The organism is Stenotrophomonas sp. 05N37 (genome assembly GCF_056397365.1).
In genome coordinates, this window is the sequence record NZ_JBFTNG010000001.1 from 469,720 (window position 1) to 493,725 (window position 24,006).

Consider the following 24,006-nt stretch of genomic DNA (forward strand, 5'->3'; position numbering starts at 1 on the left):
CTATCCCCCATGCTGCCCGCTCAACCGCGGATCCGGGCGTGGTGTTCACGCTCCATGGCAGAGACCGCCTCGGCCACTACCGAATCCACGTCGCGGTCCGTCAGAGTGCGCGACTTGTCCTGCAAAATCAAGCCCATAGCGAGACTCTTGAAGCCCGGCTCGACCCCCTGGCCGACGTAGCGGTCGAACAGGGTGACCTGGCGCAGCAACGGGCCGACGGCACGGCGCAGGGTGGCCTCCAGGTCGGCCCAGGCGACGGCCTCGGGTACCAGGAAGGCCAGGTCGCGGCGCACCGAGGGGAAGCGCGACAGCTCGCTGGCACGCGGCAGCTGGCGGGCCGCCAGCAGGGCCAGGTCCAGCTCGAAGGCGAACACGTCCACGTCGATGTCCATGGCCTTGGCCAGGCGCGGGTGCACCTGGCCGATCCAGCCCAGCACCACGCCATCGCGGAGCACATCGGCCGAACGCGCCGGGTGGCCATACGGGCGCTGCGAGGGCTGGAAGGTCAGCACCGCGCCGGAGGCGGCGGCCAGCGATTCCAGGTCGCCCTTGAGGTCATGGAAGTCGACCTTGCGGGTGGCCAAACCCCATTGCTGCGGATCTGCATCGCCGCACACGGCGGCGGCCACGCGCTGGGTTTCCAGCGGCGCCGGCTGGCCGTCGCCGGCCTGCGGGTGGAAGCTGCGGCCCAGTTCGAACAGGCGCACCCGGCCCAGCTGGCGCGCCGCGTTGCGGCCCAGCGTGGCCACCAGCCCCGGCAGCAGCGACGGGCGCATCACCGCCAGTTCGGCCGACAGCGGGTTGGCCAGCGCCACCACGTCGCCCTGCAACTGCCAGTGGCCCAGCAGGCCGGCGTCGACGAAGGCGTAGTTGATGGTCTCCTGCAGGTCCCGCGCGACCAGCTGGCGGCGGACGCTGAGGTCGTCCAGGCGGGTCTCGCTGGGCATGGCGATGCGCGATGCGCCGCCCGGCAGCGTGGTCGGGATCTGCTCGTAGCCGTGGATGCGGGCCAGCTCCTCGATCAGGTCTTCTTCGATCGCGATGTCGAACCGGCGGCTCGGCGCGGTCACCTGCCAGCCGTCGGTGGCCGCCGCCACGTCCATGCCCAGCGCGCGCAGAATGCGCTCGACCTCGGCATCGGCGATCTGGATGCCGAGCACGCGGGCGATGCGCGCACGGCGCAGGGCGATCGTGGCGGTCGCCGGCAGGTCGTCCGCACGCAGCGCTTCGGTGACCGGGCCCGGGGTGCCGCCGGCCAGGTCCAGGACCAGGCGGGTGGCGTACTCGATGGCGGTACGCGGCAGCGCCGGGTCGACGCCGCGCTCGAAGCGATGGCCGGCATCGGTATGCAGGCCCAGCTTGCGGCCACGGCCCATGATCGCGGCGGGCGCGAAGTGCGCCGCCTCCAGGAACACGGCGGTGGTGTCATCGGTGACGCGGGTGTCGAAGCCGCCCATCAGGCCAGCCAGCGCGATCGGGCGATCGGCGTCGGTGATGACCAGGAAGCTGTCGTCCAGCGCGGCATCGCGGCCGTCCAGCAGTTTCAGCGCTTCACCGGCACGCGAACGGCGCACGCCGATGCTGCCCTGCAGGGTGCCCAGGTCGAAGGCGTGCATCGGCTGGCCCAGCTCCAGCATCACGTACTGGGTGATATCCACCAGCAGCGACACCGGGCGCACGCCACTGCGACGCAGGCGCTCGGCCATCCACAGCGGAGTGGCCGCGCGCGCGTTGATGCCCTCGATGACGCGACCGACGTAACGCGGCGCCTCGGCGCCTGCGGCCAGTGCAACGGTCAGTTCGCGCGTCCCCACCGCCGGGACCGGCGCGGCGGTGAACGGCACCACTTCACTGGCGCACGCGGCGGCCACGTCGAAGGCGATGCCGCGGATGCTGAAGCAATCGGCACGGTTGGGGGTCAGCTTGATCTCGATGCTGGCGTCGGGCAGGCCGAGGTACTCGACCAGCGACTGGCCGACCGGCGCATCGTCCGGCAGCTCGAACAGGCCCGAGGCATCGCTGTCCAGGCCCAGTTCCTTGGCCGAGCACAGCATGCCGTTGGACTCCACGCCGCGCAGCTTGGCCGGCTTGATCGCCAGCGTGCCGATCTGCGCGCCCACCATGGCCAGCGGCGCAAGCAGGCCCGGGCGTGCGTTCGGCGCGCCGCAGACGATCTGCAGGTGCTCGCCCTGCCCCGCGTCGACCTGGCAGATCTGCAGGCGATCGGCTTCGGGATGACGTTCGGCCGAGACAATGCGCGCGACCACGACGTGGTCCAGGCCCGCGCCGAGCGCGGTGACCTCTTCCACTTCCAGGCCGATGGCGGTCAGCACCGCGCTGAGCTCTTCGCGCGAGGCCGATGCGGGAACGTGGCTGCGCAGCCAGTTTTCAGAGAATTTCATGGTGTCACCCTGGTGGGCCCGGCGCATGCGCCTGGGCCGTGATGGTCTTGGATCCGATCCAGCCGGGCATGGCCCGGCCCTTAGCCGACGTGCTTACGCGAACTGCTTCAGGAACCGCACGTCGTTCTCGAAGAACGCGCGCAGGTCGTTGACCCCGTAACGCAGCATCGCGAAGCGCTCCACGCCCAGGCCGAAGGCGAAGCCGGTGTAGCGCTCCGGATCGATGCCCACGTTGCGCAGCACGTTGGGGTGGACCATGCCGCAGCCGAGCACTTCCAGCCAGCGGGTGCTGCCGTCGGGCTGCTGCCAGGCGATGTCCACTTCCGCGCCAGGCTCGACGAAGGGGAAGTAGCTGGGACGGAAGCGCATCTCGAAATCGCGCTCGAAGAACGCGCGCACGAACTCGGACAGCGTGCCCTTGAGGTCGGCGAAGGTCGAATGCTCATCCACCAGCAGGCCTTCGACCTGGTGGAACATCGGCGAATGGGTCTGGTCGCTGTCGCTGCGGTAGACCTTGCCGGCGGCGATCATGCGCAGCGGCGGCGCGTGGTCGCCCATGTAGCGCACCTGCACCCCGGAGGTATGCGTGCGCAGCAGGCGGCCATCGCCGAAATAGAAGGTGTCGTGCATCGCGCGCGCCGGGTGGTGCGGCGGGAAATTCAGGGCTTCGAAGTTGTGCCAGTCATCTTCGATTTCCGGGCCTTCGGAGAGCTCGTAACCGAGCCGCCCGAAGATCTCGGTGATGCGCTCCAGGGTACGGGTGACCGGGTGCAGGCCAGCGCGATCGGCGCGACGCCCCGGCAGGGTGATGTCGATCGCTTCGGCGGCCAGGCGTGCGTCCAGGGCAGCGTCGTCCAGCACGGCCTTGCGGTCGGCCAGCGCGGTGGTCAGCGCGTCGCGGGAGCGGTTGATGGCTTCGCCGGCGGCCTTGCGCTCATCGGCCGGCAATGCGCCGAGCTGCTTGAGCTGGGCGGTGATGCTGCCGTTCTTGCCCAACAGGGCCACGCGCAGGGCTTCCAGCGCGTCGGGGCTGCTGGCGGCGGCCACGTCGGCCAGTGCCTGGGTGGTCAGGGATTGGATGTCACTCATGGATAGCCGGAGCCTCGCGTCGGTATGCCATCGCGATGCGCGTCGGGCCGACCCCCGTCGCCACCGCTGTCGATCGATGGCACCGGGAGGGCCACCGCCAACACAAAAAAGAATGGGGAAGGACTTGCGCCCTTCCCCATGCATTTGCCTTACCCACAGCCGTTGCGCGTGAACGGCAACGGCAGGGGAATGGACTTATGCCGCCAGTGCGCCCTTGGCCTTCTCGGCCAGTGCAGCAAAACCAGCTGCGTCGTGCACGGCGATGTCAGCCAGAACCTTACGGTCCAGGGTGATGCCGGACTTGAGCAGGCCGTTCATGAAACGGCTGTAGCTCAGGCCGTTGATGCGGGCAGCCGCGTTGATGCGGGTGATCCACAGCGAACGGAAATTGCGCTTCTTCTGCTTACGACCGATGTAGGCGTACTGCTGCGCCTTGATCACGGCCTGCTTGGCAACGCGGAAGACCTTGCGGCGAGCGTTGTAATAACCCTTCGCCAGGGTCAGGATTTTCTTGTGGCGGCGACGCGCCTGTACGCCACGCTTTACTCGTGCCATGGGTCAGTCCTCAGAGGTAGGGAAGCATACGGTTCAAACGGCCTGCGTCTTCTGCACGAACATGGTTCGTCTGACGCAGATTGCGCTTCCGCTTGGTCGACTTCTTCGTGAGGATGTGGCTACGGTTGGCATGGCCAGCCTTGAACTTGCCGGAGGCGGTCTTGCGGAAACGCTTGGCCGCCGCCCGGTTGGTCTTGATCTTGGGCATTGCAATGTCCTTGATGATGTTTTGTCACTGACCAGGGCGGTGGCATTGCCACACTTTCCGTCCGTGCCCTTGCCTGCTTGTAAGCCCGGGATCCCCGATGGGAACCAGGCCGGTCCTGTTGCCATTGAAACAGCGTGCCTTTGTGGGGCGGGAAACCGTTCAAAACAGCACCCCCGCAAAACGGGGCCGCCCATTATGCCCGTGAAGCCGGGCAGTTGCAAACGCTTGATTGGGCGGCTGTTTGCCGGCGCCGGCAGGCCTGGAACGCCGACCGTACAGGCCGCAGGGGGAGTGCGACCACGGCAAACGGCAGCAGGCGCCTGAAAAGGCGCCCCTGCCTTGTGACGCGAATCTGAAGCACACGACGCCGGCGGCGCCGGCAGCCGGGCATGGCCCGGCGCTGCGCCCGCCCCGCCCGTTCGGGCCGAGGCCGAGGGTCGGTTACTTCTTCTTCGGCGCGATCATCATCACCATCTGCCGGCCTTCGAGGCGCGGACGGGACTCGATCACGATGTCCTCGCCCAGATCACCCTCGATCCGGTTGGCCATCTCGCGACCCAGTTCCTGATGGCTCATTTCACGGCCACGGAAGCGGATGTTGACCTTGATCTTGTCGCCCTCTTCCAGGAAACCGCGCATCTTGCGCAGCTTGATCTGGTAGTCGCCTTCATCGGTGACCGGGCGGAACTTCACTTCCTTGATCTCGACCTGCTTGGTCTTCTTCTTGGCCTCGTTGGCCTTCTTCTGCGCTTCGAACTTGAACTTGCCGAAGTCCATGATCTTGCACACCGGCGGATCAGCCTGCGGCTGAATCTCGACCAGGTCCAGACCTTCGTCTTCGGCCATCGACAGCGCTTCGTCACGCGTCAACACGCCAATCATTTCTCCGTCACTGCCGATCACGCGGACGCGCGGCACCCGGATTTCCTGATTCTTGCGGTTCTGTTTGTTGTCAGGGGTACTGATATTGCAATCTCCCAGAGGAATCAAACCGGCCCAGAGCGGATCATCCGCAGGGCCGGGACTTTCTTACACGGACTGTTCTGCCTGCAACCGCTCGATGAAGGCCTGGACGGACATGCTGCCCAGATCTTCGCCCGAGCGCGTACGCACGGCCACGGCGCCATTTTCCTTCTCACGGTCGCCGACCACCAGCAGGTACGGGACCCGCTGCAGCGTATGCTCGCGAATCTTATATCCGATCTTCTCGTTGCGCAAATCGGCATTTACCCGGAAGCCTTGATCTGCAAGGGTTTTCCGGACTTCGTTCACGTATTCAGCCTGCGCATCGGTGATATTGGCCACCACCACCTGGGTCGGAGCCAGCCAGGACGGGAAGGACCCGGCGTGGTGCTCGATCAGGATGCCGATGAAACGCTCCATCGAGCCGACGATGGCCCGGTGCAGCATGACCGGGTGCTTCTTCTGGCTGTTTTCGTCCACGTATTCGGCGCCGAGGCGGCCGGGCATCATGAAGTCGACCTGCATCGTGCCCAGCTGCCAGGTACGGCCGATGGCGTCCTTGAGGTGGTACTCGATCTTCGGGCCATAGAAGGCGCCCTCGCCCGGCAGCTCCTGCCATTCCACGCCACAGCTGCCCAGCGCCGAGCGCAGCGCGCCCTCGGCCTTGTCCCAGGTGGCGTCATCGCCGAGGCGCTTTTCCGGGCGCAGCGCGATCTTGATCTGGATGTCCTCGAAGCCGAAGGTCGTGTAGACCGCCAGCGCCTGCTGGTGGAAGGCGGTCACTTCGGCCTCGATCTGCGACTCGGTGCAGAACACGTGGCCGTCGTCCTGGGTGAAGCCGCGCACGCGCAGGATGCCGTGCAGCGCGCCGGACGGCTCGTTGCGGTGGCACGAACCGAATTCGCCATAGCGGATCGGCAGGTCGCGGTAGCTGTGCAGGCCCTGGTTGAACACCTGGATGTGGCCCGGGCAGTTCATCGGCTTGACCGCGTAGGTGCGCTTCTCCGACTCGGTGAAGAACATGTTTTCCTGGTAGTTGTCCCAGTGGCCGGACTTCTGCCACAGCGACACGTCCAGGATCTGCGGGCAGCGCACCTCGCCGTAACCGCTGTCACGGTAGACGCGGCGCATGTGCTGCTCGACCACCTGCCACAGCGCCCAGCCCTTCGGGTGCCAGAACACCAGGCCCGGGGCCTCTTCCTGCAGGTGGAACAGCTCCTGCTGCTTGCCGATGCGGCGGTGGTCGCGCATTTCGGCTTCTTCGATGCGCTTGATGTAGGCCTCGAGCTGCTTCTTGTCGGCCCAGGCGGTGCCGTAGATGCGCTGCAGCTGCTCGTTCTTGGCATCGCCGCGCCAGTACGCGCCGGAAATGCGGGTCAGCTTGAAGGCCTTCAGGAAGCGCGTGTTGGGCACGTGCGGGCCGCGGCACATGTCCACGTATTCCTGGTGGTAATACATGCCCATGGCCTGGATGTCCGGGGACATGTCCTCGATCAGGCGCAGCTTGTAGTCTTCGCCACGCGCCTTGAAGATCTCGATGACCTCCGCGCGCGGGGTGACCTTCTTGATGACGTCGTAGTCCTGCGCGATCAGCTCGCCCATGCGCTTCTCGATGGCGGCCATGTCCTCGGGCGTGAACGGACGCTCGGAGTAGATGTCGTAGTAGAAGCCTTCGGCGATGACCGGGCCGATCACCATCTTGACGTCCGGGTACAGCTGCTTGACCGCATGGCCGACCAGGTGGGCGCTGGAGTGGCGGATGATCTCCACGCCCTCCTCGTCCTTGGCGGTGATGATGCGCAGGCGGGCATCACGGTCGATCACGTCACTGGCATCGACCAGCACGCCATCCACCGAACCGGCGATGGTGGCCTTGGCCAGGCCGGCGCCGATCGACTGGGCGACGTCCATGACACTGACGGGGTGTTCGAATTCACGGCGGCTGCCGTCGGGGAGCGTGATCGCGATCATGACTGGGCTTTTTCTGGTGGGCCTGCAGCGCAGGCCGGGAGACGAATGCGGGAAGGTGGGCAATGGCGACAGGCGGGCCGGCCATAAAAAAAGCGCCACGAAGGCGCCTGCAAGGGGCCGTCGGGAGCGTTCAGCGGTGGGCAATGGTAGTGCTCATGTCGCACGCTGGACCGGCGCTGGGCGCGGGCCACCTTGTTGCCTGAAGGGTGTTGCCGTCGATCTTAAACCAAGCCCGGTTTTTTTGCTGCCATCGGCACGCCCGGCCTGCATCTGAACGGGGCCGTGTGGCAGACCAAAACCGCAATGATTACCATGCGCAGCACGCCGTGCGACGCCCGGCGGTGCTTTCTCCCAAGGACCTGCGATGGTTGCCGCCCTGCGTTCGATGTGCGCCCCGTGCTGAACGGCGCGACCCTGGCCCTGCTGTACTGCGGCGTCGCCGGCGCCGCGTCGGCGTTCTCGGCGCTGGCCTTCTATGCCGCCTCGCCCCATTGCCGCTGGCCGCGGCTGCGCCGTGCCGGGCGCCTGGGCCGGCAGATCGGGCTGGTCGCGGCGGCAACCTCGCTATGGCTGTGGATGGGCCAGCTCGGCCTGGCCACCGGGCTGTGCGTGACCCTCGCCGGGTGGATGCTGACCGCGCTGGTGCTGCCCTACCTGGCCGCCTGGACGCGCCCCGAACGCGAGGCGCGGCGCTGATGTGGGCACGTGCATTGGCCGGCCTGCTGGCCGGTTTCTTCCTCGCCGCGGCGGTCACCGGGCTGCTCGCCTGGCTGCCGCCGGGGCCATGGCAGTCGGCGATCGTGCCGAGCCTGATTGCCTTCATCCCGGCGTGGATGCTGGCCGCGCTCTGGGCCTTCGCCTTCCGTACCGGGCTGCGCGCCTGGGCCTGGCTGGGCGGCAGTGCGCTGGCCGGCTTCGCCCTGCTGTGGCTGCTGCGCGCCAACCACTGGGTGCTGTGAGGATGTCCCGATGAAGTTCAGTTCACTCACCCTGCGTACGTTCACCACCCTGCACACCTGGGTCGGCCTGGTCGCCGGCTTCGCGTTGTTCGTGGCGTTCTATGCCGGTGCGATCACCGTGTTCCACCACGACCTGCCGCTGTGGCAATCACCGCACGCGATGGAGCAGCCGGCACAGACCCTGGAGGATGCGCAGCGGCTGCTGGACGGCGTGCTGGAACGGCACCCGGAGGCCCGCAGGCACATCGGCATGACCTTCCCCGGCGCCGAAACGCCGCAATCGGTGGCGTACTGGCAGGACGCCAAGGGCACCTGGCTGTTCGCCTGGGCCGACCAGTACGACGGCAGCCCCACCGCGCCCCAGGCCGGGTTGGCCGAACTGGTCAACGAACTGCATTACACCCTGGGCCTGCCGGTGGCCGGGATCTACCTGATGGGCATGGTCAGCCTGCTGTACGGACTGGCGCTGCTGTCCGGGCTGGTGATCCACCTGCCCAAGCTGCTGGGCGACCTGTTCGCGCTGCGGCCCGGCCGCAACCTCAAGCAGATGTGGCAGGACGCGCACAACGTGATCGGCGTGCTGAGCCTGCCCTTCCACCTGTTGTTCGCGGTGACCGGCGCGCTGCTGTGCCTGGTGTTCCTGCAGATGGCCGCGCTCAATCCGCTGATCTACGACGGCAAGCTGCTGGCCGCACTGCCTGCGGCGATGGACACCGCCCCGATCCGCGCCGCCGCCGGCCAACCGGTGCGCCCAGGCAGCCTGGCGATGCTGCATGCACGGGCGATCGCGGTGGCCAACGACCAGGGCCAGGCGCGTTTCGAGCCGGCCTACCTGAAACTGGCCAATGCCGGCGATGCCAATGCCGTGATCGAGATCACCGGCGATGGCGGCGTCTCGCTGGGGCCGCTGGGTGCGGTGGCCATGGATGCCAATACCGGGCAGGTGCTGCACACCCAGTTGCCGGGCCGGCGCGATGCCAACCACGCCACCCTCGCCGCGGCCTATGCACTGCATTTCGGCGAGTACGGCAACGGGTTGGTGCCCTGGCTGTACTTCGCGCTGGGGCTGGGCGGCGCGTTCCTGTTCTACTCGGGCAACCTGCTGTGGATCGAGTCGCGGCGCAAGCGTCGCCAGCAGGAGCAGGGACGCGCGCAGGTCAACATGGCGCGGGCCACCGTGGGGGTCTGCATCGGCCTGTGCGTGGCGGTGTCGGCGGCCTTCGTCAGCGTGCAGTTGCTGGAGCACCTCGCCCCGGCCCAGGCCGACGCCGGCATGCGCTGGACCTGTTTCCTGGTCTGGGGCGGCTGCGCCCTGTGGGCCGCGCTGCGTGCGCCGTGGCAGGCTGCACGCGAGCTGCTGTGGGCGGCGGCGATCGTCACCGCACTGATCCCGCTGGTGCATGGGGGGATGAGCGGGCTATGGCTGTGGACCAGCGCGCAGCGCGGCTACTGGCCGCTGTTCTGGGTGGACGGGGTCGCCCTGGCGATGGCGATCGGGTTCGCGGCGATGGCACGGGCCAGCAGCCGGCGCGCACTGCATGGCGAGCCGAACAGCGTGTGGTCGCGTCCGCGCCCCGGCAATGCCTTGTCCTGACAGGGCTTCAGAAACCTTCAGGCGTTCTTCCAGCACTTCAGCCGTGCCCATGGCCTAGTCGGGTTCCACCTCGAGGAGCCTGACCATGCACACCCGTCCCCACCGCTGCGCCGCCCTGATCCTGTCATTGGCCGCCTGCCTGCCGCTGCCCGGCCGGGCAGCCCCCGCCACGCCCGACCCGGCCCGACTGGCCGCGCTGGAGGCGGCGATCGCCGGCAAGGACATCCAGGACGTCACCAGCGTGCTGCTGATGGTGGACGGACAGGTCGCCTACGAGCACTACTTCAACGGCGCCGGCCCCGAAACCCTGCATGACGTGCGCTCGGCCAGTAAAAGCGTCACCGCGATGCTGGTGGGCGCGGCCATCGGCGATGGCCACCTGCCCGGGGTGAAGGCCCGCGTCTACGACTACTTCCCCGCATTCACCGCCACCCATCCGGTCGACCCGCGCCTGCGCGCCACCACCCTCGAGGACCTGCTCACCATGAGCAGCCTGTGGGAGTGCGATGACGAGAACGCGTTCTCGGCCGGCAACGAAGAGCGCATGTACGTCACCGAACGCTGGCTGGACTTCGCCCTGGCGCTGCCGGTGAAGGGGTTCGCGCCGTGGATGACGCGCCCGCAGGACAGCCCGCATGGCCGCGCCCATGCCTACTGCACCGCCAATGCGTTCGTGCTCGGCGCGGTGCTGGAGCGCGCCACCAGGATGCCCCTGGCCGACTACGCCGCACAGGCGCTGGAGCGCCCGCTGGGGATCCGCGCCAGCCACTGGAACCGCTCCCCGGAAGGCATCGGCATGGGCGGTGGCGGCACGCGCTACCGCAGCCGCGACCTGGCGCGCCTGGGTGAGCTGGTGTTGGCCGACGGCCGCTGGCAGGGCAAGGCACTGCTTCCGCCCGGCTACGTGGCGGCGATGGTCAGCGCGCAGGCCCGCGCCGGGGATGGCAGCGACTACGGGTACCAGTGGTGGGGCCTGAAGCTGCCGGTGGACGGTCGCGAAACCACGGTGTGGGCGATGTCCGGCAATGGCGGCAACTACGTGTTCGTGATCCCGGCGCGGAAGCTGGTGGCCGTGGTCACCAGCCGTGCGTACAACCGCAACTACGCCCATCCGCAGTCGCGGCGGATCCTCACCGAGTTCCTGTTGCCGGCCCTGCACTGAGCCCGTCGAGATCGTCTGGCCGCCAGGCGGCGGCCAGCACCCGCGCCCGCTGCGCGGCCACGTCGGTCTCGATGCGAGCCAACAGCGGCGTCCACCCCGGCGCAGCGTGCAGCGCAGTGAACAAGGGCGTCGCCCGCAACCAGGCGGCGTCGCGGAAACCGGCGTCCACGGCGCGCTGCAGGTCGTCCACGGCCGCATCGGCATCGCCCTGCGCCTGGTGCAACAGGGCGCGCTCGATGGCGGCGTCCGCCCAGCCATCGCCGGCCTCGCCCTGCAGCGCCGCCAGCCGCCCGGCCACCCAGTCGGGGGTCGCCGGCGCGTTGCCATACAGGCCCGCAAGGGTCTGCCCCAGCGTCTGCTGCGGACGCAGTTGCCGGCTTCGTTCGAACGCCTGCGCCGCCCCCGCCACATCCCCCTGCAGAAACCGCAGCTCGCCCTGCAGGCGGTACAACTGCGGGTGCGGGGTGCCGCGGGCCAGCGCCTGCTGCAGCGCCTCGTCTGCCCTGCCCGCCTCGCCCCTGAGCAGCAGGCTGCGCGGCCAGGCGATGTTGGCGAACACATTGTCGGGAAACAACTGGAAGCTGCGTTCGTGGCGATGTGCCGCAGCGTCGGTGAAACCGAGCAGCTCCAGTTCACGCGCGACCTGCACCTCACGGAAGCGCACGCGCTCGGGGGCGCGCAACGCCAGGTTGGCCTGCAGCGCCTGCACCAGCTGGCCCTGTTCCTGCTGCAGGTACGCCAACGAGGCGCGCGTGCGCTCATCGTCCGGGTCCAACGCGACTGCGCGCTGGTAATCGGCCATCGCGCGCGGCATCGATCCGAGGCAGTCATGGGCGTACCCACGCGCGGCGAATGCGGCCGCATCGTCGGGTGCGGCACGCAGTACCCGGTCCGCTTCGAGCAATGCCTGCTGCGCCTGTTCGGCGGGGCCATTGAACAGGCAGGTATCGGCCGCGAGCGCACGCGCCAGCCCGCGTCGCGCGGCGGGCAGGTCCGGGTCGATCTGCAGGGCTTGCCGATACAGCGCGATGGCGCGCGTGTTGTTGCTGGCCTGGCCGATCCCGGCGTAGTGGTCGGCACGCTGCAGCAGCGGCTCCGCCGGCGAGCGCGGGCCGGCGCTGGGCCAGGCCATGACCGCCGTGACCACCACCACGACGGCGGCACTGGCGGCCGCGCCGACGGCCCACCAGCGCCTGCGCGGGACCGGATGGCCCGCTACGACGCGCGCGACCGGCTGCAACGGCGCGCACAACTGGTAGCCGCGGCCACGCACCGAGCGGACGTAGCGCGGCTGGCGGCTGTCATCGCCGAGCGCCTGGCGGAGCAGCTTCACCCGTTGGCTGATGGCGTCTTCGCCGACCACCGCCGGGGCCCAGACCTGCTCGGCGAGGGTATCGAAGGTCGCCACGTCGGTGCCGTGGGCCAGCAGGCAATCGAGCAGCCGCCAACTGAGGCCGCTGACCGGCAACAGCGCATCGCCACGCCGCACCTCCTGCGCGGTGCGGTCGATATCCAGGTCCAGCAGGCGCACGGTTTCCATGCGGCCAAGCATAGGGCACCGCCGACCCGCCACACAGATGCCGTGGGTGTCCCGGCAGGCAGCGTGCCATCGCTCACCGCGCGCTGGCGGCGGCGGGCGTAACGTGCCGGTTTCCCTTGCACTGCGCACGACCATGACCGACCTGCATATCGACCGCCTCGACCACCTGGTTCTCACCGTCGCCGACATCGACGCCACGGCTGATTTCTACCAGCGGGTGCTGGGCATGCAGGTGGAGACCTTCGGCGCCGGGCGCACCGCGCTGCGATTCGGCCTGCAGAAGATCAACCTGCATGCCGCGGGGCGGGAATTCGAGCCCAAGGCGCTGAACCCCACGCCGGGGTCGGCGGACCTGTGCCTGGTCACCTACGCGACCATGGACGAGATCCTGGCCCACCTGCGCGCACAGGGCGTGGCGATCAAGGACGGCCCGGTGCAGCGCACGGGCGCCACCGGCCCGATCCTGTCGGTGTACTTCCGCGACCCCGACGCCAACCTGATCGAGGTCTCGCACTACCTGGATTAAGGCTGGAACGGCCTGGCCATCGCGCGCAGCAGACTGCCCTCGGCATCGTCGCCGGTGAGCTCCCAGGTGAACACGCCCCGCAGCGCGGACGCCTTGGCAAGCTCGGCGCGCACGCCAATCGAGGCGGGGTCTTCATAGCTGATGAACATCCGCTCGGCCGCGTTGTACAACCACGGCGCCTGCGCCACCGGGTGCCAATGCCGCTGCCAGCCGGGCTGGTCGAGGAAGTCGCTGCGGATGCGTCGCCAGTCGCCGGCATCGAACGGAGCGCTGTAGGGTTGGTACAGGCCATCGGCCGCGTCGGTGGTGACACGGAAACCGCGCCCGTAGAACGGCACGCCGAGCACCAGCTTGTCGGCTGGCACGCCGTGCTGCCGGTAGTACTGCACCGCGCCGGCGACGTTGTTCCAGCGCCGCTGCGCCGGGTCCAGCGGATCGGCGGGCACCTCGCGCAGCGGCGCGTTGAAGGTGGACACGCTGGAGAAGCCGGTGCCCATGTCGTAGCTCATCAGGTTGATGAAATCGAGCGTGCGGCCCAGTTCCTCCAGCGCATAGCTGCGCGCCGGATCGTAGGGGCCATCGGTCTGCACGCGGCCGGCCGGCAGCGCGGCGGTCAGCAGCAGGTGGGCGTGGCGCGCCTTGCCGACCACGTCCAACTGACGGCGGAACTCCTGCACCAGCAGGGTCATGTTGCGGCGGTCCTGCGGGCGGTCGGTGATCCCGGTCGGGCCGCCGTACACCGGGAATTCCCAGTCGATGTCCACGCCATCGAAACTGCCGCGGTGCTGCTCGAAGAACAGCGTCACGCAGGAAGCCACGAAGCGTTGGCGACGCTCGGCGGTGAGCGCGGCATCGGAGAAGCCGCCGGCATTCCAGCCGCCGATCGAGATCAGCGTGTGCAGGCGCGGGTGTGTGCGCTTGAGCGCAGCCAGTGCCTGGAAGTGCCCGGCGGCCTGCGCATCCACGACGCAGCGCCCGTCGTCGATCGTGGCGAACGCGTAGAACAGGTGGGTCAGGGTGTCGGCGGGGATGCTGGCCACCGGGTAGCGTTCGGCCGAGCCACCCGGGTAGTAGGCGCCGATCACCCTGGGCAACGGTTCGGCGGCGGCCGCGACCCGCGGCATGAGGCCGGCCATCAACACGGCAAGCACGGTCACGACAGGACGGAACATGGCCTCTCCTCGTTCAACGACAAGGCCACGTTAGCAGCTGGATCGATGCGCGACGACCGTCGCGCGCGCCTTTGGGCACCCTGTCCTGCCGTCCCGTCCAGCGGACACCCCCGCCCCTCCCGCAGGCGACATCGCCGCGGCCAGGGACGCCATCCCGAGTCATGCGTCGTGTCGGGCGATGTCCGCTTGCGACGCCGCTGACGGCGCCTGCAACGCGGTAAGGTAAGCGCAGTTCTTCCTGCCCAGCGCACATGACCGATCCGCATCACACACACGACATCGCCCCGGACAGCGACGCCCTCGCGGCCCTCGAAGCGCGCGCGTACGCCGCCTTCGACCAGGGCCAGCTGCAGCTGGCCAGCGCGCTGTTCGGCGAGCTGGCCGGGCACGCCCCGCACGTCGGCTACCTGCATTACATGCGCGGCCTGGCGCACAAGTACCTGCGCGATTGGCCGGCCTCGCTGCAGCACAACCTGCACGCGCAGGCGCTGCAGCCGCAGCTGGATGAGGGCGCGGCCTGGAACGCCGGCATCGCCGCCACCGCGCTCGGCGACTGGGCCGAGGCGCGCCGGCAGTGGGCGCACTGCGGCATCACCCTTCCCGAGGGCGATGGCCCGGTGGAACGCGACTTCGGGATGATCGGCGTCCGGCTCAACCCGTGGGGCGACGGCGAGACGGTGTTCGCCCGCCGGATCGATGTGGTGCGTGCGCGCCTGTTGAACGTCCCACTGCCCGAATCCGGCCATCGCCTGTTCGACATCGTGCTGCACGATGGGGCCAAGACCGGCGAGCGCGCGCTCGATGACGGCGTGGTGCCGGTGTTCAACGCGCTGCAGATCCTCGAGCGCTCGGATCACCGCACGTTCGTGGCGTTCATCCGCTGCCCGTCGGCCGACGACCTCGATACGCTGCAGGCGGCAGAACTGCCTGGCATCGGTTACGTGGAGGACTGGACCGCCTCGATCGTCCCGCTGTGCCTGCGCTGCAGCTACGGCGTTGGCCACGTGCACGGGGATGGCGACAGCGCGCACGAGGACGATGCAGCCAGCAACGATGATTGGCAGATCGAACGCACGCTCGGCATCGGTGCACAGGGCAAGGCCGCGGTGGAGCGACTGCTCGCCGACTGGGTTGCCGCCGGGCCGGGGCGCGGCGTGGATGCGATCGAGTGCCCGGCCTGTGAGGAAACCGCGCCGGAAGACGGCACGGTGTGGTGGCGCGACGTTACCGACGTCCAGGACGAGGACGAGGACGCAGGCGCGGACGACGCCGGCGCATAGCAGGCCAGGCGCCGGCAACCACGCACAAAAAAAGCGGGCCGAAGCCCGCTTTTTTTATTCGAAAGCGTGAGGGCCCAAGGCCCCCAGCTACCGGATGATCAGCGTGCGCCGATTACTCGGCAACAGCGCCTTCGCCTTCTTCGACGGCCTTCATGGACAGGCGGATACGGCCCTGCTTGTCCACTTCCAGCACCTTGACCTTGACCACGTCGCCTTCCTTCAGCTTGTCGCCGACCTTCTCGACGCGCTCGCTGGAGATCTGCGAGACGTGGACCAGACCGTCCTTGCCCGGCAGGATCGTGACGAACGCACCGAAGTCCATGATCTTGGCGACCTTGCCTTCGTAGATGCGGCCCGGCTCGACGTCCGAGGTGATCTGCTCGATGCGGGCCTTGGCCGCCTGCGCGGCGATGGCGTTGACCGAGGCGATGACGATGGTGCCGTCATCCTGGATGTCGATCTGGGTGCCGGTTTCCTTGGTGATGGCCTGGATGGTGGAACCACCCTTGCCGATCACTTCGCGGATCTTGTCCGGGTGGATCTTGATGGTCAGCAGGCGCGGCGCGTAGTCCGACAGCTCTTCGCGCGGGGCGGTCAGGCCGTGGGCCATTTCACCCAGGATGTGCAGACGGCCAGCCTTGGCCTGCTGCAGTGCCTGCTTCATGATCTCTTCGGTGATGCCTTCGATCTTGATGTCCATCTGCAGGGCGGAGATGCCCTCAGCGGTACCGGCGACCTTGAAGTCCATGTCGCCCAGGTGATCTTCGTCACCCAGGATGTCGGACAGGACGACGAAGCGCTCGCCTTCCTTGACCAGGCCCATGGCGATACCCGCCACCGGCGACTTGACCGGCACGCCGGCGTCCATCAGAGCCAGCGACGAACCGCAGACCGAGGCCATCGACGAGGAGCCGTTGGATTCGGTGATTTCCGAGACCACGCGGATGGTGTACGGGAAGGCTTCCAGCGACGGCATCACTGCCAGCACGCCGCGCTTGGCGAGGCGGCCGTGGCCGATTTCGCGACGCTTCGGGCCCATCATGCGGCCGGTCTCGCCCACCGAGTAGGGCGGGAAGTTGTAATGGAACAGGAAGTTGTCCTTGTACTCACCGGACACGGCGTCGATCACCTGACCATCGCGGGCGGTGCCCAGGGTGATGGTCACGATGGCCTGCGTTTCACCGCGGGTGAACAGCGAGGAACCGTGGGTACGCGGCAGGATGCCGGTCTTCACGGCGATCGGGCGGACGGTGTCCAGCGCACGGCCGTCGATGCGGACCTTGGTGTCCAGCACCGAGTTGCGCATGGTGCTGTATTCCAGCTCGCCGAATTCCTTCGACAGCTCGGCCGGGTTCCAGCCTTCGGCGGCCACGCGGCCAGCCAGCGACTCGACCACGTCCTTCTTGATCGCCGAGATGGCGTCACGGCGCTGCAGCTTGTCGCGCACCTGGAAGGCTTCGCCCAGGCGCGGGCCGATGGCTTCCTGCAGGGCGCTGATCAGCGCTTCGTTCTTGGCCGGGGCTTCCCAGGTGGACGGCTTGGTGCCGGCTTCCACGGTCAGCTCGTTGATCGCGTTGATGACCTTCTGCATTTCGCGGTGACCGAAGGTCACGGCGCCCAGCATCACGTCTTCGGACAGCAGCGCGGCTTCGGATTCCACCATCAGCACGGCGTTGGCGGTACCGGCCACGACCAGTTCCAGCTCCGAATCCTTCAGTTCGGTCACGGTCGGGTTGAGGATGTACTCACCGTTCTTGTAACCCACCTTGGCGGCGGCGATCGGACCCTTGAACGGGGTACCGGCCAGCGACAGCGCGGCCGAGGCACCGATCAGGGCAGCGATGTCACCATCGATATCCGGGTTCAGCGACATCACCGTGGCGATGATCTGCACTTCGTTCTTGTAGTCTTCCGGGAACAGCGGACGGATCGGGCGATCGATCAGGCGCGAAATCAGCGTCTCTTTCTCGGTCGCGCGGCCTTCGCGCTTGAAGAAGCCACCCGGGATACGGCCACCGGCGTAGAACTTCTCCTGGTAGTCACAGGTCAGGGGGAAGAAGTCCTGGCCCTCACGCGCGCTCTTGGCAGCCACGGCGGAGACCAGCAGCACGGTGTCGTCGAACTTGACGATGACGGCGCCACCGGCCTGACGGGCGATTTCGCCGGTTTCAAGCGTGACGGTGTGCTTGCCGTACTGGAAGGTTTTGGTGATTTTTGCCACGGGGGATGTCCTTGGGATGATGCTTTCTTCGAATGGACCGCGGGCGACCCTTGCCGCCGACGGGTGACCGGTTGTCCGGCCCAGGCGTTTGATGCGGTACGACCAAAACAAAACCGCGGCGCATTCCTGCGCCGCGGTGGGGGTTCGTGCTTAGCGACGCAGGCCGAGCTTTTCGATCAGGGCCTTGTAACGCGGAGCGTCTTTCTTCTTCAGGTAGTCGAGCAGGCTGCGGCGGCGGTTGACCATCTGCAGCAGACCGCGGCGGCTGTGGTGATCCTTCTTGTGGGTCTTGAAGTGGCCGGTCAGCAGTTCGATGCGGGCGGTCAGCAGGGCGACCTGGACTTCCGGGGAGCCGGTGTCAGCCGCGCTGCGCTTGTTGTCTTCAATGACCTTCTGGGTGTCGATCGACATTTCTATTTTCTCTTGGATGCGTGGCCCGCAGAAACGTCCCATTGACGTACCGCGCGACTCGCCGTGAACGAAAGGATGAACCCGCAGAACGCGGGGAGCCTGAAAAGGCCGCGAAATTGTAACGGTAGCGGCCGTCCGGGACAAGGACCGATGCCCCGGACAGCGGAGGCGCGGTCAGAAGTTGAAGCGGCGTTGCGGGGCCAGCAGGCCGGTCTCGTCAACCTGCCCCAGCCCCTGGATGGCCTCGTCCGGGCCATAGACCGCGACCACGCCCTGCGCCCAGTCAGCATTGCGCAGGCGCTGGCCCACGCAGAAGCGGCGTGCCTGTTCATCATCCAGGGTGACCCGCGGATAGTCCGCCAGGCCCGCGCCCAGCGGCAACAGCAGGGCCTCCATGCCGGCCTCGTCACCCTGGTCGGCCAGGGCGCGCAGGGTGTCCAGCGTCACCATCGGGGCGTCGCGGAACGGGTCCACCCACAACCGGCGCAGCCCGGCGATATGCGCACCGCACCCCAGGGTCTCGCCCAGGTCGCGGGCCAGGCTGCGGATGTACGTGCCTGAACCGCAGGTCACGCGCAGGCTCAGGCGACCCGGCTGCTGGTCCAGCACCTCGATGGCATGCACGTGCACCTCGCGCTCGGGCGCCTCGATGACATCCCCGCGTCGGGCCTTCACATACAGCGGTTCGCCGCCCTGCTTCAGCGCGGAGTAGATCGGTGCGCGCTGCAGGATGCGCCCCTTCAGCGGCGCCAACGCCGCCTCCAGCTCGGCTGCGCTGATCGCCGGGACCGGCCGCTCGCGCAGCACCGTGCCGTCCGAATCGTCGGTGTCGGTGGTCTGCCCCAGCACCACCTCGGCGTCATATGCCTTGGCCGAGCCCAGCAGCAGCCCGGCGATCTTGGTCGCCTCGCCGAAGCACAGGGGCAGCAGGCCGGTGGCGAGGGGGTCCAGGCTGCCGGTATGGCCGCCCTTCTCGGCGCGGTAAAGCCGCCGGGCGATCTGCAGCGCGGCGTTGGAGCTCATGCCGGTCGGCTTGTCGAGCAGCAGGATGCCGTCCAGGCGACGGAAATTGATTCGGGATGCCATGCCATGATTTCGATCGGCGCCATGTGGCGCTGCCGGCGTTCCCGGCGTTCGGCGATGCGGTCGCTTGTGGACCCGGGCATCGCCCCATAAGACAACAGCCCTTGCGGGCTGTTGGTCCATCAATCGGCGTTCTTTTCGCTCTCGTCCGCGTCGCCGTCCCCGCCCTCGTCGGCCTGGCGGCTTTTCTCGGCCGCCACCGTATCGGGCAGGTCGCGCAGGATGTTGTCGATGCGCTCGCCGCGGTCCACCGAATCATCGTAGTGGAAGTGCAACTCGGGCACGTGGCGCAGCTTCATCGCCCGCGCCAGTTCCATGCGCAGGCCCCAGGCCAGTTCCTTCAGGCCCTTCATGGCTTCCACCGAACGCTCGGGCATCAGTGCCGTGACGAAGATCTTGGCATGGGCCATGTCACGGGTGATTTCCACGTCGGAGACGCTCACCGAAGGCAAGCCGTGTTCACGCACCGCGTTGTGCACGAGCGTTCCCAGTTCACGGCGGATCTGGGCGGAAACACGGTCGGTTCGATGGAAGGTCTTTGGCACGGTAGGCAGACTCGTCTTGAAAGATGATACGGATAAGCGGAAAGAGCCGGACCGCGCGGGGCGGTCCGGCCTGGAACATTACAGCGTGCGCGGCACTTCGATACGCTCGAAGCACTCGATCTGGTCGCCCGGCTTGACGTCGTTGTAAGCCTTCACGCCGATACCGCATTCGGTACCGTTGCGGACTTCCTCGACGTTCTCCTTGAAGCGACGCAGCGATTCCAGCTCGCCTTCGAACACCACCACGCTGTCGCGCAGGACGCGGATCGGCTTGCTGCGCTTGACCGTACCTTCGATGATCATGCAGCCAGCGACCGCACCGAACTTCGAGCTGCGGAACACGTCGCGAACCTGCGCGATACCGATGATCTCTTCGCGGATTTCCACGCCGAGCAGACCGGACGCCACCTGCTTCACCTGGTCGATCACGTCATAGATGATCGAGAAGTAACGCAGGTCCACGCCGTTGGATTCAATGATGCGACGGGCCGAGGCATCCGCACGCACGTTGAAGCCGATCACGGTGGCCTTGGAGGCAACCGCCGAATTGGCGTCCGACTCGGTGATGCCGCCCACGCCGGAGTGGATCACGTTGATGCGGATGTCTTCGTTGGACAGCGCGACCAGGGCCTGGCTCAGTGCCTGCACCGAACCCTGCACGTCGGCCTTGATCACCAGGTTCAGCACCTGCTGGCCATCGCCCTTGCCCAAGGTCGCCATGATGTCTTCCATGCGGCTGCCGGCCGACTGCACCAGGCGCGATTCGCGGCGCTTGGTTTCGCGCTGCTGCGCGACGTCCTTGGCCAGGCGCTCGTCTTCCACCACCACGAAGTCATCGCCGGCATCCGGCACGCCGGACAGACCCAGCACCTGCACCGGAATCGACGGGCCAGCCTGGTCGGGCTGCTTGCCGGTTTCGTCGAACAGGGCGCGCACGCGGCCGTACTGGATGCCGCAGACCAGGTAATCGCCCTTCTTCAGCGAACCCTGCTGCACCAGCACGGTGGCGATCGGGCCACGGCCCTTGTCCAGCGAGGATTCGATGACCACGCCGCTGGCGCGGCCGTCGGCCACGGCCTTCAGCTCGAGCAGTTCGGCCTGGATGGAAATCGCATCCAGCAGGTCGTCGATGCCCAGCCCAGCCTTGGCCGAGATCTCGACCATCTGGGTGTCGCCACCGAAGTCTTCGGACACGACCTGCTCGGTGAGCAGTTCGTTCTTGACCCGCATCGGATCGGCGCCGGACTTGTCGATCTTGTTGATCGCCACGATCAGCGGCACACCCGCCGAACGGGCGTGCTGGATGGCTTCCTTGGTCTGCGGCATGACGCCGTCATCGGCCGCCACCACCAGCACCACGATGTCGGTCAGCTTGGCACCGCGGGCACGCATGGACGTAAACGCCGCGTGGCCCGGGGTATCCAGGAAGCTGATCACGCCCTTCGGCGTTTCAACGTGGTACGCACCGATGTGCTGGGTGATGCCACCGGCTTCGCCCGTGGCGACCTTGGTGCGGCGGATGTAATCCAGCAGCGAGGTCTTGCCGTGGTCGACGTGGCCCATGATGGTGACCACCGGCGGACGTGCCACCGGCTCGCCCTGGTTGCCACCGGCCAGCGCCAGCAGCGCGTCTTCGGCGTCGTTGGTGTTGGCACGGATCACGTTGTGGCCGAGTTCTTCGGTCACCAGCGCGGCGGTGTCGTGGTCGATGGTCTGGGTGATGGTCGCCATGACGCCCATCTTGAACAGCGCCTTGACCACATCGCCGCCCTTGACGGCCAGCTTCTGGGCCAGATCGGCGACGGTGATGGTGTCGCCGATGGTGACGTCACGCACGATCGGTGCGACCGGACGTTCGAAGCCATGGGCACCACCGCCACTGCGCGACTGGTTGCTGTCACGGCGGCTGCCGTGCTGCACGCGCCCGGTCGGACGACCGCGCGAGTTGCTGTTGTTGCCGCGACGGGCGCGATCGGCGGCCGACAGGTGCAGCTGACCGGCGAAGCGGTTGCCACCCTCGTCGTCGCGCTTGGCGCCCGGACGGTTGTTGTTGTTGTTCGCGCTGCGGTCATCCGAACGCGGCGCCGGACGGGCCGACGACGGCGCCGGCGGACGCGCGGCACGGGCCGGGGCGTCTGCGGCAGCGGCCGGCTTGGCGGCGACCGGGGCCGGCGGCGCATTGCGGGCGGCTTCGGCGGCGGCCTCGGCAGCCTTGCGCTCGGCTTCGGCACGCTCCTTGGCGTCTACCTCTTCCTGGCGCTTGCGTGCGATTTCCTCGTCACGCGCACGGTCCTTCTCGGCCAGTGCGCGCTGCTCGTCCAGATTGCGCTGGCGGGATTCCTCCAGCTTGCGCAGGATGTCGGCGCGCTCCTCATCCGCGGTCATCGGCTTGCCGCTGGCGTCCTTCATGTAGGTACGCTTCTGGCGCACTTCCACGTTGACGGTGGTCTTGCTGCGGCCGGCGCTGACGGTCACTTCCTGCAACTTGCGACGGTTGAGGGTGATCTTCTTGGCGGCCTCGTCGGTGCTCTCGGCGGGCTGCTCGGTCTTGCCGTGCGAGCGACGGAGGAAGCCCAGGAGCTTCACCTTCTCGGTACTGGTCACGACCTGGTCGGGACCGCTGAACTTCATGCCGGCTTCGGCAAGTTGTACGAGCAGTTTATCGACCGGCGTATTGACCAGTTCGGCAAGCTTGCGGATGGTGGTTTGCTGCGACATTCGGATCCTATGATCTGGTTGGCGCTCCCTCGAAACGTGCGAAGGCAGCGCGGAGTCTAAGCCCTGAGCGGGTCAGGGCACTGTTCATCGCTGGCTCATTCGCCGCGCTCCAGGCGGGCGATCTCCTCGGCTCGGGCGGCAAGGATCAGGGCGGCGGCGCGCTCCTGGTCCATGTCCTCGATGCCGAACTCGAGGATCTCGTCGGCGGCCAGGTCCGACAGGTCCTCACTGGTACGCACGCCGTGACCGGCCAGGGCGTAGGCAGTTGCCTCGTCCATGCCTTCCAGGGCGAGCAGGTCTTCCGACGGCGAGCCGTCTTCCAGACCTTCTTCCACCGCCAGCGCTTCGTTCAGCAGCGCATCGCGGGCACGGGCACGCAGCTCTTCGACGATGTCTTCGTCGAAGCCTTCCACGGCCAGCAGTTCGCCGACCGGGACGTAGGCGATTTCTTCCACGGTGTTGAAGCCTTCGGTCACCAGGATGGCGGCGATTTCTTCATCCACTTCCAGCTTGTCCATGAACAGCTGGCGGGCCACGCCCTGCTCTGCCTCGGACTTGGCGGTCACCTGGTCCTGGGTCATCACATTGAGCTGCCAACCGGTCAGGCGGCTGGCCAGGCGCACATTCTGGCCGCCCTTGCCGATCGCCTGGGCCAGGCGCTCTTCAGCGACGGCCAGGTCCATGGAGTGCTTTTCCTCGTCGACGATGATCGACTGCACTTCTGCAGGCGCCATGGCGTTGATGACGAAGTTGGCGGGGTTTTCGTTCCACAGCACGATGTCCACGCGCTCGCCATTGAGCTCGTTGGACACGGCCTGCACGCGCGAACCGCGCATGCCGATGCAGGCACCGATCGGATCGGTACGCGCGTCGTGGGCCAGCACGGCGATCTTGGCGCGGTCGCCGGGATCACGTGCGCAGGCCTTGATCTCGACCAGGCCCTGGCCGACTTCCGGCACTTCGAGCTTGAACAGTTCGATCATGAATTCCGGGGCGGCGCGGCTGATGAACAGCTGCGGACCACGCGGTTCCGAACGGACTTCGGCCAGGTAACCGCGGACGCGGTCGCCGGCGCGCAGGACATCGCGCGGGATGCCCTTGTCCTTCGGGATGAAGGCTTCGGCATTGCCGCCGAGGTCGACATAGATGTTGCCGCGCTCGGCACGCTTGACCACGCCGGTGACCAGTTCGCCGACGCGATCCTTCCACGCGTCGACCACCTGCTGGCGCTCGGCCTCGCGCACGCGCTGGACGATGACCTGCTTGGCGGCCTGGGCGGCGATGCGGCCGAAGTCCGGGTTTTCGATCTGTTCTTCGATGTAGTCGCCGACTTCCACGCCTTCGGCTTCGTCGATGGCGTCCATCAGACGGATCTGGCGGTCGGGCGACTCCATCACCACGTCATCGGCCACCACTTCCCAGCGGCGGAAGGTTTCGTAGTTGCCGTCCTTGTGGTCGATCGACACACGGGCCAGCACTTCTTCATCGGGGTAGCGCTTCTTCGCGGCCGACGCCAGTGCTGCCTCGATGGCCTCGAAGATCACTTCACGCGGAACGCCCTTTTCATTGGCGACCGCATCCACTACCAGCAAAAGTTCCTTGCTCAT

Annotated in this window: 20 protein-coding genes; 6 read left to right on the plus strand and 14 right to left on the minus strand. The window is 67.5% G+C overall.

The genetic code is table 11. The features are described 5' to 3' along the window. Positions 1-20: 20 nt before the first annotated feature. The 6 genes from pheT to thrS all read right to left on the minus strand — a co-directional run bounded on the left by pheT (position 21) and on the right by thrS (position 7,188). Positions 21-2,402: a phenylalanine--tRNA ligase subunit beta gene (gene pheT / locus AC1DGC_RS02190; protein WP_478047125.1), complete on the minus strand. Its 2,382-nt coding sequence runs from the start codon at positions 2,400-2,402 to the stop codon at positions 21-23. A gap of 93 nt (positions 2,403-2,495) precedes the next feature. Next, entirely contained in the window at positions 2,496-3,491 is a 996-nt protein-coding gene (locus tag AC1DGC_RS02195; RefSeq protein ID WP_478047126.1) for a phenylalanine--tRNA ligase subunit alpha, read from the minus strand. A gap of 195 nt (positions 3,492-3,686) precedes the next feature. After that, the gene (gene rplT, locus AC1DGC_RS02200) at positions 3,687-4,046 is read right to left on the minus strand and encodes a 50S ribosomal protein L20 (protein ID WP_017355264.1); all 360 of its coding nucleotides are present in this window, start codon (positions 4,044-4,046) and stop codon (positions 3,687-3,689) included. A 10-nt stretch (positions 4,047-4,056) separates the two neighbouring features. After that, complete coding sequence (gene rpmI / locus AC1DGC_RS02205; protein WP_017355265.1) at positions 4,057-4,254, minus strand: 50S ribosomal protein L35; 198 nt, start codon at positions 4,252-4,254, stop codon at positions 4,057-4,059. A 441-nt stretch (positions 4,255-4,695) separates the two neighbouring features. Continuing rightward, complete coding sequence (infC, locus tag AC1DGC_RS02210) at positions 4,696-5,235, minus strand: translation initiation factor IF-3 (protein ID WP_172407481.1); 540 nt, start codon at positions 5,233-5,235, stop codon at positions 4,696-4,698. Between the two features lie 48 nt (positions 5,236-5,283). Continuing rightward, positions 5,284-7,188, minus strand: coding sequence for a threonine--tRNA ligase (gene thrS, locus AC1DGC_RS02215; RefSeq protein WP_259205415.1), 1,905 nt, complete (start codon positions 7,186-7,188; stop codon positions 5,284-5,286). A gap of 387 nt (positions 7,189-7,575) precedes the next feature. Between thrS and AC1DGC_RS02220 the strand changes: the two genes are divergently transcribed. The 4 genes from AC1DGC_RS02220 (at position 7,576) to AC1DGC_RS02235 (ending at position 10,903) form a co-directional block, all read left to right on the plus strand. Then, positions 7,576-7,884, plus strand: coding sequence for a hypothetical protein (locus tag AC1DGC_RS02220; protein WP_259205417.1), 309 nt, complete (start codon positions 7,576-7,578; stop codon positions 7,882-7,884). Continuing rightward, complete coding sequence (locus AC1DGC_RS02225) at positions 7,884-8,147, plus strand: hypothetical protein (RefSeq protein ID WP_478047127.1); 264 nt, start codon at positions 7,884-7,886, stop codon at positions 8,145-8,147. The genes AC1DGC_RS02220 and AC1DGC_RS02225 overlap by 1 nt, the downstream gene beginning before the upstream one ends. 10 nt (positions 8,148-8,157) lie before the next feature. Further along, entirely contained in the window at positions 8,158-9,741 is a 1,584-nt protein-coding gene (locus AC1DGC_RS02230) for a PepSY-associated TM helix domain-containing protein (RefSeq protein WP_478047128.1), read from the plus strand. 85 nt (positions 9,742-9,826) lie between these two features. Then, complete coding sequence (locus tag AC1DGC_RS02235; RefSeq protein WP_259205427.1) at positions 9,827-10,903, plus strand: serine hydrolase domain-containing protein; 1,077 nt, start codon at positions 9,827-9,829, stop codon at positions 10,901-10,903. On the opposite strand, the gene AC1DGC_RS02240 is transcribed toward AC1DGC_RS02235, so the two are convergent. Beyond that, positions 10,872-12,443, minus strand: coding sequence for a winged helix-turn-helix domain-containing protein (locus AC1DGC_RS02240; protein ID WP_478047129.1), 1,572 nt, complete (start codon positions 12,441-12,443; stop codon positions 10,872-10,874). The genes AC1DGC_RS02235 and AC1DGC_RS02240 overlap by 32 nt on opposite strands. A 142-nt stretch (positions 12,444-12,585) precedes the next feature. Here AC1DGC_RS02240 and AC1DGC_RS02245 point away from each other — a divergent pair, with 142 nt between their 5' ends. After that, positions 12,586-12,969, plus strand: a complete 384-nt coding sequence (locus AC1DGC_RS02245) for a VOC family protein (protein ID WP_478047468.1) — start codon at positions 12,586-12,588, stop codon at positions 12,967-12,969. Here the strand turns inward: AC1DGC_RS02245 and AC1DGC_RS02250 are convergent. Further along, a complete protein-coding gene (locus AC1DGC_RS02250) occupies positions 12,966-14,141 on the minus strand; it encodes a glycoside hydrolase family 18 protein (RefSeq protein ID WP_478047130.1) in 1,176 nt (391 codons plus the stop codon). The genes AC1DGC_RS02245 and AC1DGC_RS02250 overlap by 4 nt on opposite strands. Positions 14,142-14,392: 251 nt before the next feature. Here AC1DGC_RS02250 and AC1DGC_RS02255 point away from each other — a divergent pair, with 251 nt between their 5' ends. Further along, complete coding sequence (locus tag AC1DGC_RS02255; protein ID WP_478047131.1) at positions 14,393-15,421, plus strand: tetratricopeptide repeat protein; 1,029 nt, start codon at positions 14,393-14,395, stop codon at positions 15,419-15,421. Positions 15,422-15,533: 112 nt separating this feature from the next. On the opposite strand, the gene pnp is transcribed toward AC1DGC_RS02255, so the two are convergent. From pnp to nusA, 6 genes are all read right to left on the minus strand, one after another. Further along, positions 15,534-17,642 carry a polyribonucleotide nucleotidyltransferase gene (gene pnp / locus AC1DGC_RS02260; protein ID WP_259205453.1) on the minus strand — a complete coding sequence of 703 codons (2,109 nt, stop codon included), beginning with the start codon at positions 17,640-17,642 and terminating at the stop codon, positions 15,534-15,536. Positions 17,643-17,792: 150 nt separating this feature from the next. Then, complete coding sequence (gene rpsO / locus AC1DGC_RS02265) at positions 17,793-18,053, minus strand: 30S ribosomal protein S15 (protein ID WP_038687260.1); 261 nt, start codon at positions 18,051-18,053, stop codon at positions 17,793-17,795. A 174-nt stretch (positions 18,054-18,227) separates the two neighbouring features. Beyond that, positions 18,228-19,139 (minus strand): tRNA pseudouridine(55) synthase TruB, encoded by a 912-nt coding sequence (truB, locus tag AC1DGC_RS02270; RefSeq protein ID WP_259205467.1) that lies wholly within the window; start codon positions 19,137-19,139, stop codon positions 18,228-18,230. A gap of 119 nt (positions 19,140-19,258) precedes the next feature. Continuing rightward, complete coding sequence (gene rbfA / locus AC1DGC_RS02275; RefSeq protein WP_259205468.1) at positions 19,259-19,681, minus strand: 30S ribosome-binding factor RbfA; 423 nt, start codon at positions 19,679-19,681, stop codon at positions 19,259-19,261. 78 nt (positions 19,682-19,759) lie between these two features. After that, positions 19,760-22,399, minus strand: coding sequence for a translation initiation factor IF-2 (gene infB / locus AC1DGC_RS02280; RefSeq protein WP_259205476.1), 2,640 nt, complete (start codon positions 22,397-22,399; stop codon positions 19,760-19,762). A 95-nt stretch (positions 22,400-22,494) separates the two neighbouring features. Next, the gene (gene nusA, locus AC1DGC_RS02285) at positions 22,495-24,006 is read right to left on the minus strand and encodes a transcription termination factor NusA (RefSeq protein WP_259205483.1); all 1,512 of its coding nucleotides are present in this window, start codon (positions 24,004-24,006) and stop codon (positions 22,495-22,497) included.

What these genes read in the sequence shown, in the direction of transcription:
- thrS (WP_259205415.1), bottom strand. Translation starts at nt 7,188, where the DNA reads ATGATCGCGATCACGCTCCCCGACGGCAGCCGCCGTGAATTCGAACAC.
- rplT (WP_017355264.1), bottom strand. Translation starts at nt 4,046, where the DNA reads ATGGCACGAGTAAAGCGTGGCGTACAGGCGCGTCGCCGCCACAAGAAA.
- AC1DGC_RS02195 (WP_478047126.1), bottom strand. Translation starts at nt 3,491, where the DNA reads ATGAGTGACATCCAATCCCTGACCACCCAGGCACTGGCCGACGTGGCC.
- infB (WP_259205476.1), bottom strand. Translation starts at nt 22,399, where the DNA reads ATGTCGCAGCAAACCACCATCCGCAAGCTTGCCGAACTGGTCAATACG.
- AC1DGC_RS02230 (WP_478047128.1), top strand. Translation starts at nt 8,158, where the DNA reads ATGAAGTTCAGTTCACTCACCCTGCGTACGTTCACCACCCTGCACACC.
- nusA (WP_259205483.1), bottom strand. Translation starts at nt 24,006, where the DNA reads ATGAGCAAGGAACTTTTGCTGGTAGTGGATGCGGTCGCCAATGAAAAG.
- pheT (WP_478047125.1), bottom strand. Translation starts at nt 2,402, where the DNA reads ATGAAATTCTCTGAAAACTGGCTGCGCAGCCACGTTCCCGCATCGGCC.
- AC1DGC_RS02250 (WP_478047130.1), bottom strand. Translation starts at nt 14,141, where the DNA reads ATGTTCCGTCCTGTCGTGACCGTGCTTGCCGTGTTGATGGCCGGCCTC.
- AC1DGC_RS02235 (WP_259205427.1), top strand. Translation starts at nt 9,827, where the DNA reads ATGCACACCCGTCCCCACCGCTGCGCCGCCCTGATCCTGTCATTGGCC.
- truB (WP_259205467.1), bottom strand. Translation starts at nt 19,139, where the DNA reads ATGGCATCCCGAATCAATTTCCGTCGCCTGGACGGCATCCTGCTGCTC.
- rpmI (WP_017355265.1), bottom strand. Translation starts at nt 4,254, where the DNA reads ATGCCCAAGATCAAGACCAACCGGGCGGCGGCCAAGCGTTTCCGCAAG.
- AC1DGC_RS02255 (WP_478047131.1), top strand. Translation starts at nt 14,393, where the DNA reads ATGACCGATCCGCATCACACACACGACATCGCCCCGGACAGCGACGCC.
- rpsO (WP_038687260.1), bottom strand. Translation starts at nt 18,053, where the DNA reads ATGTCGATCGACACCCAGAAGGTCATTGAAGACAACAAGCGCAGCGCG.
- AC1DGC_RS02225 (WP_478047127.1), top strand. Translation starts at nt 7,884, where the DNA reads ATGTGGGCACGTGCATTGGCCGGCCTGCTGGCCGGTTTCTTCCTCGCC.
- AC1DGC_RS02240 (WP_478047129.1), bottom strand. Translation starts at nt 12,443, where the DNA reads ATGGAAACCGTGCGCCTGCTGGACCTGGATATCGACCGCACCGCGCAG.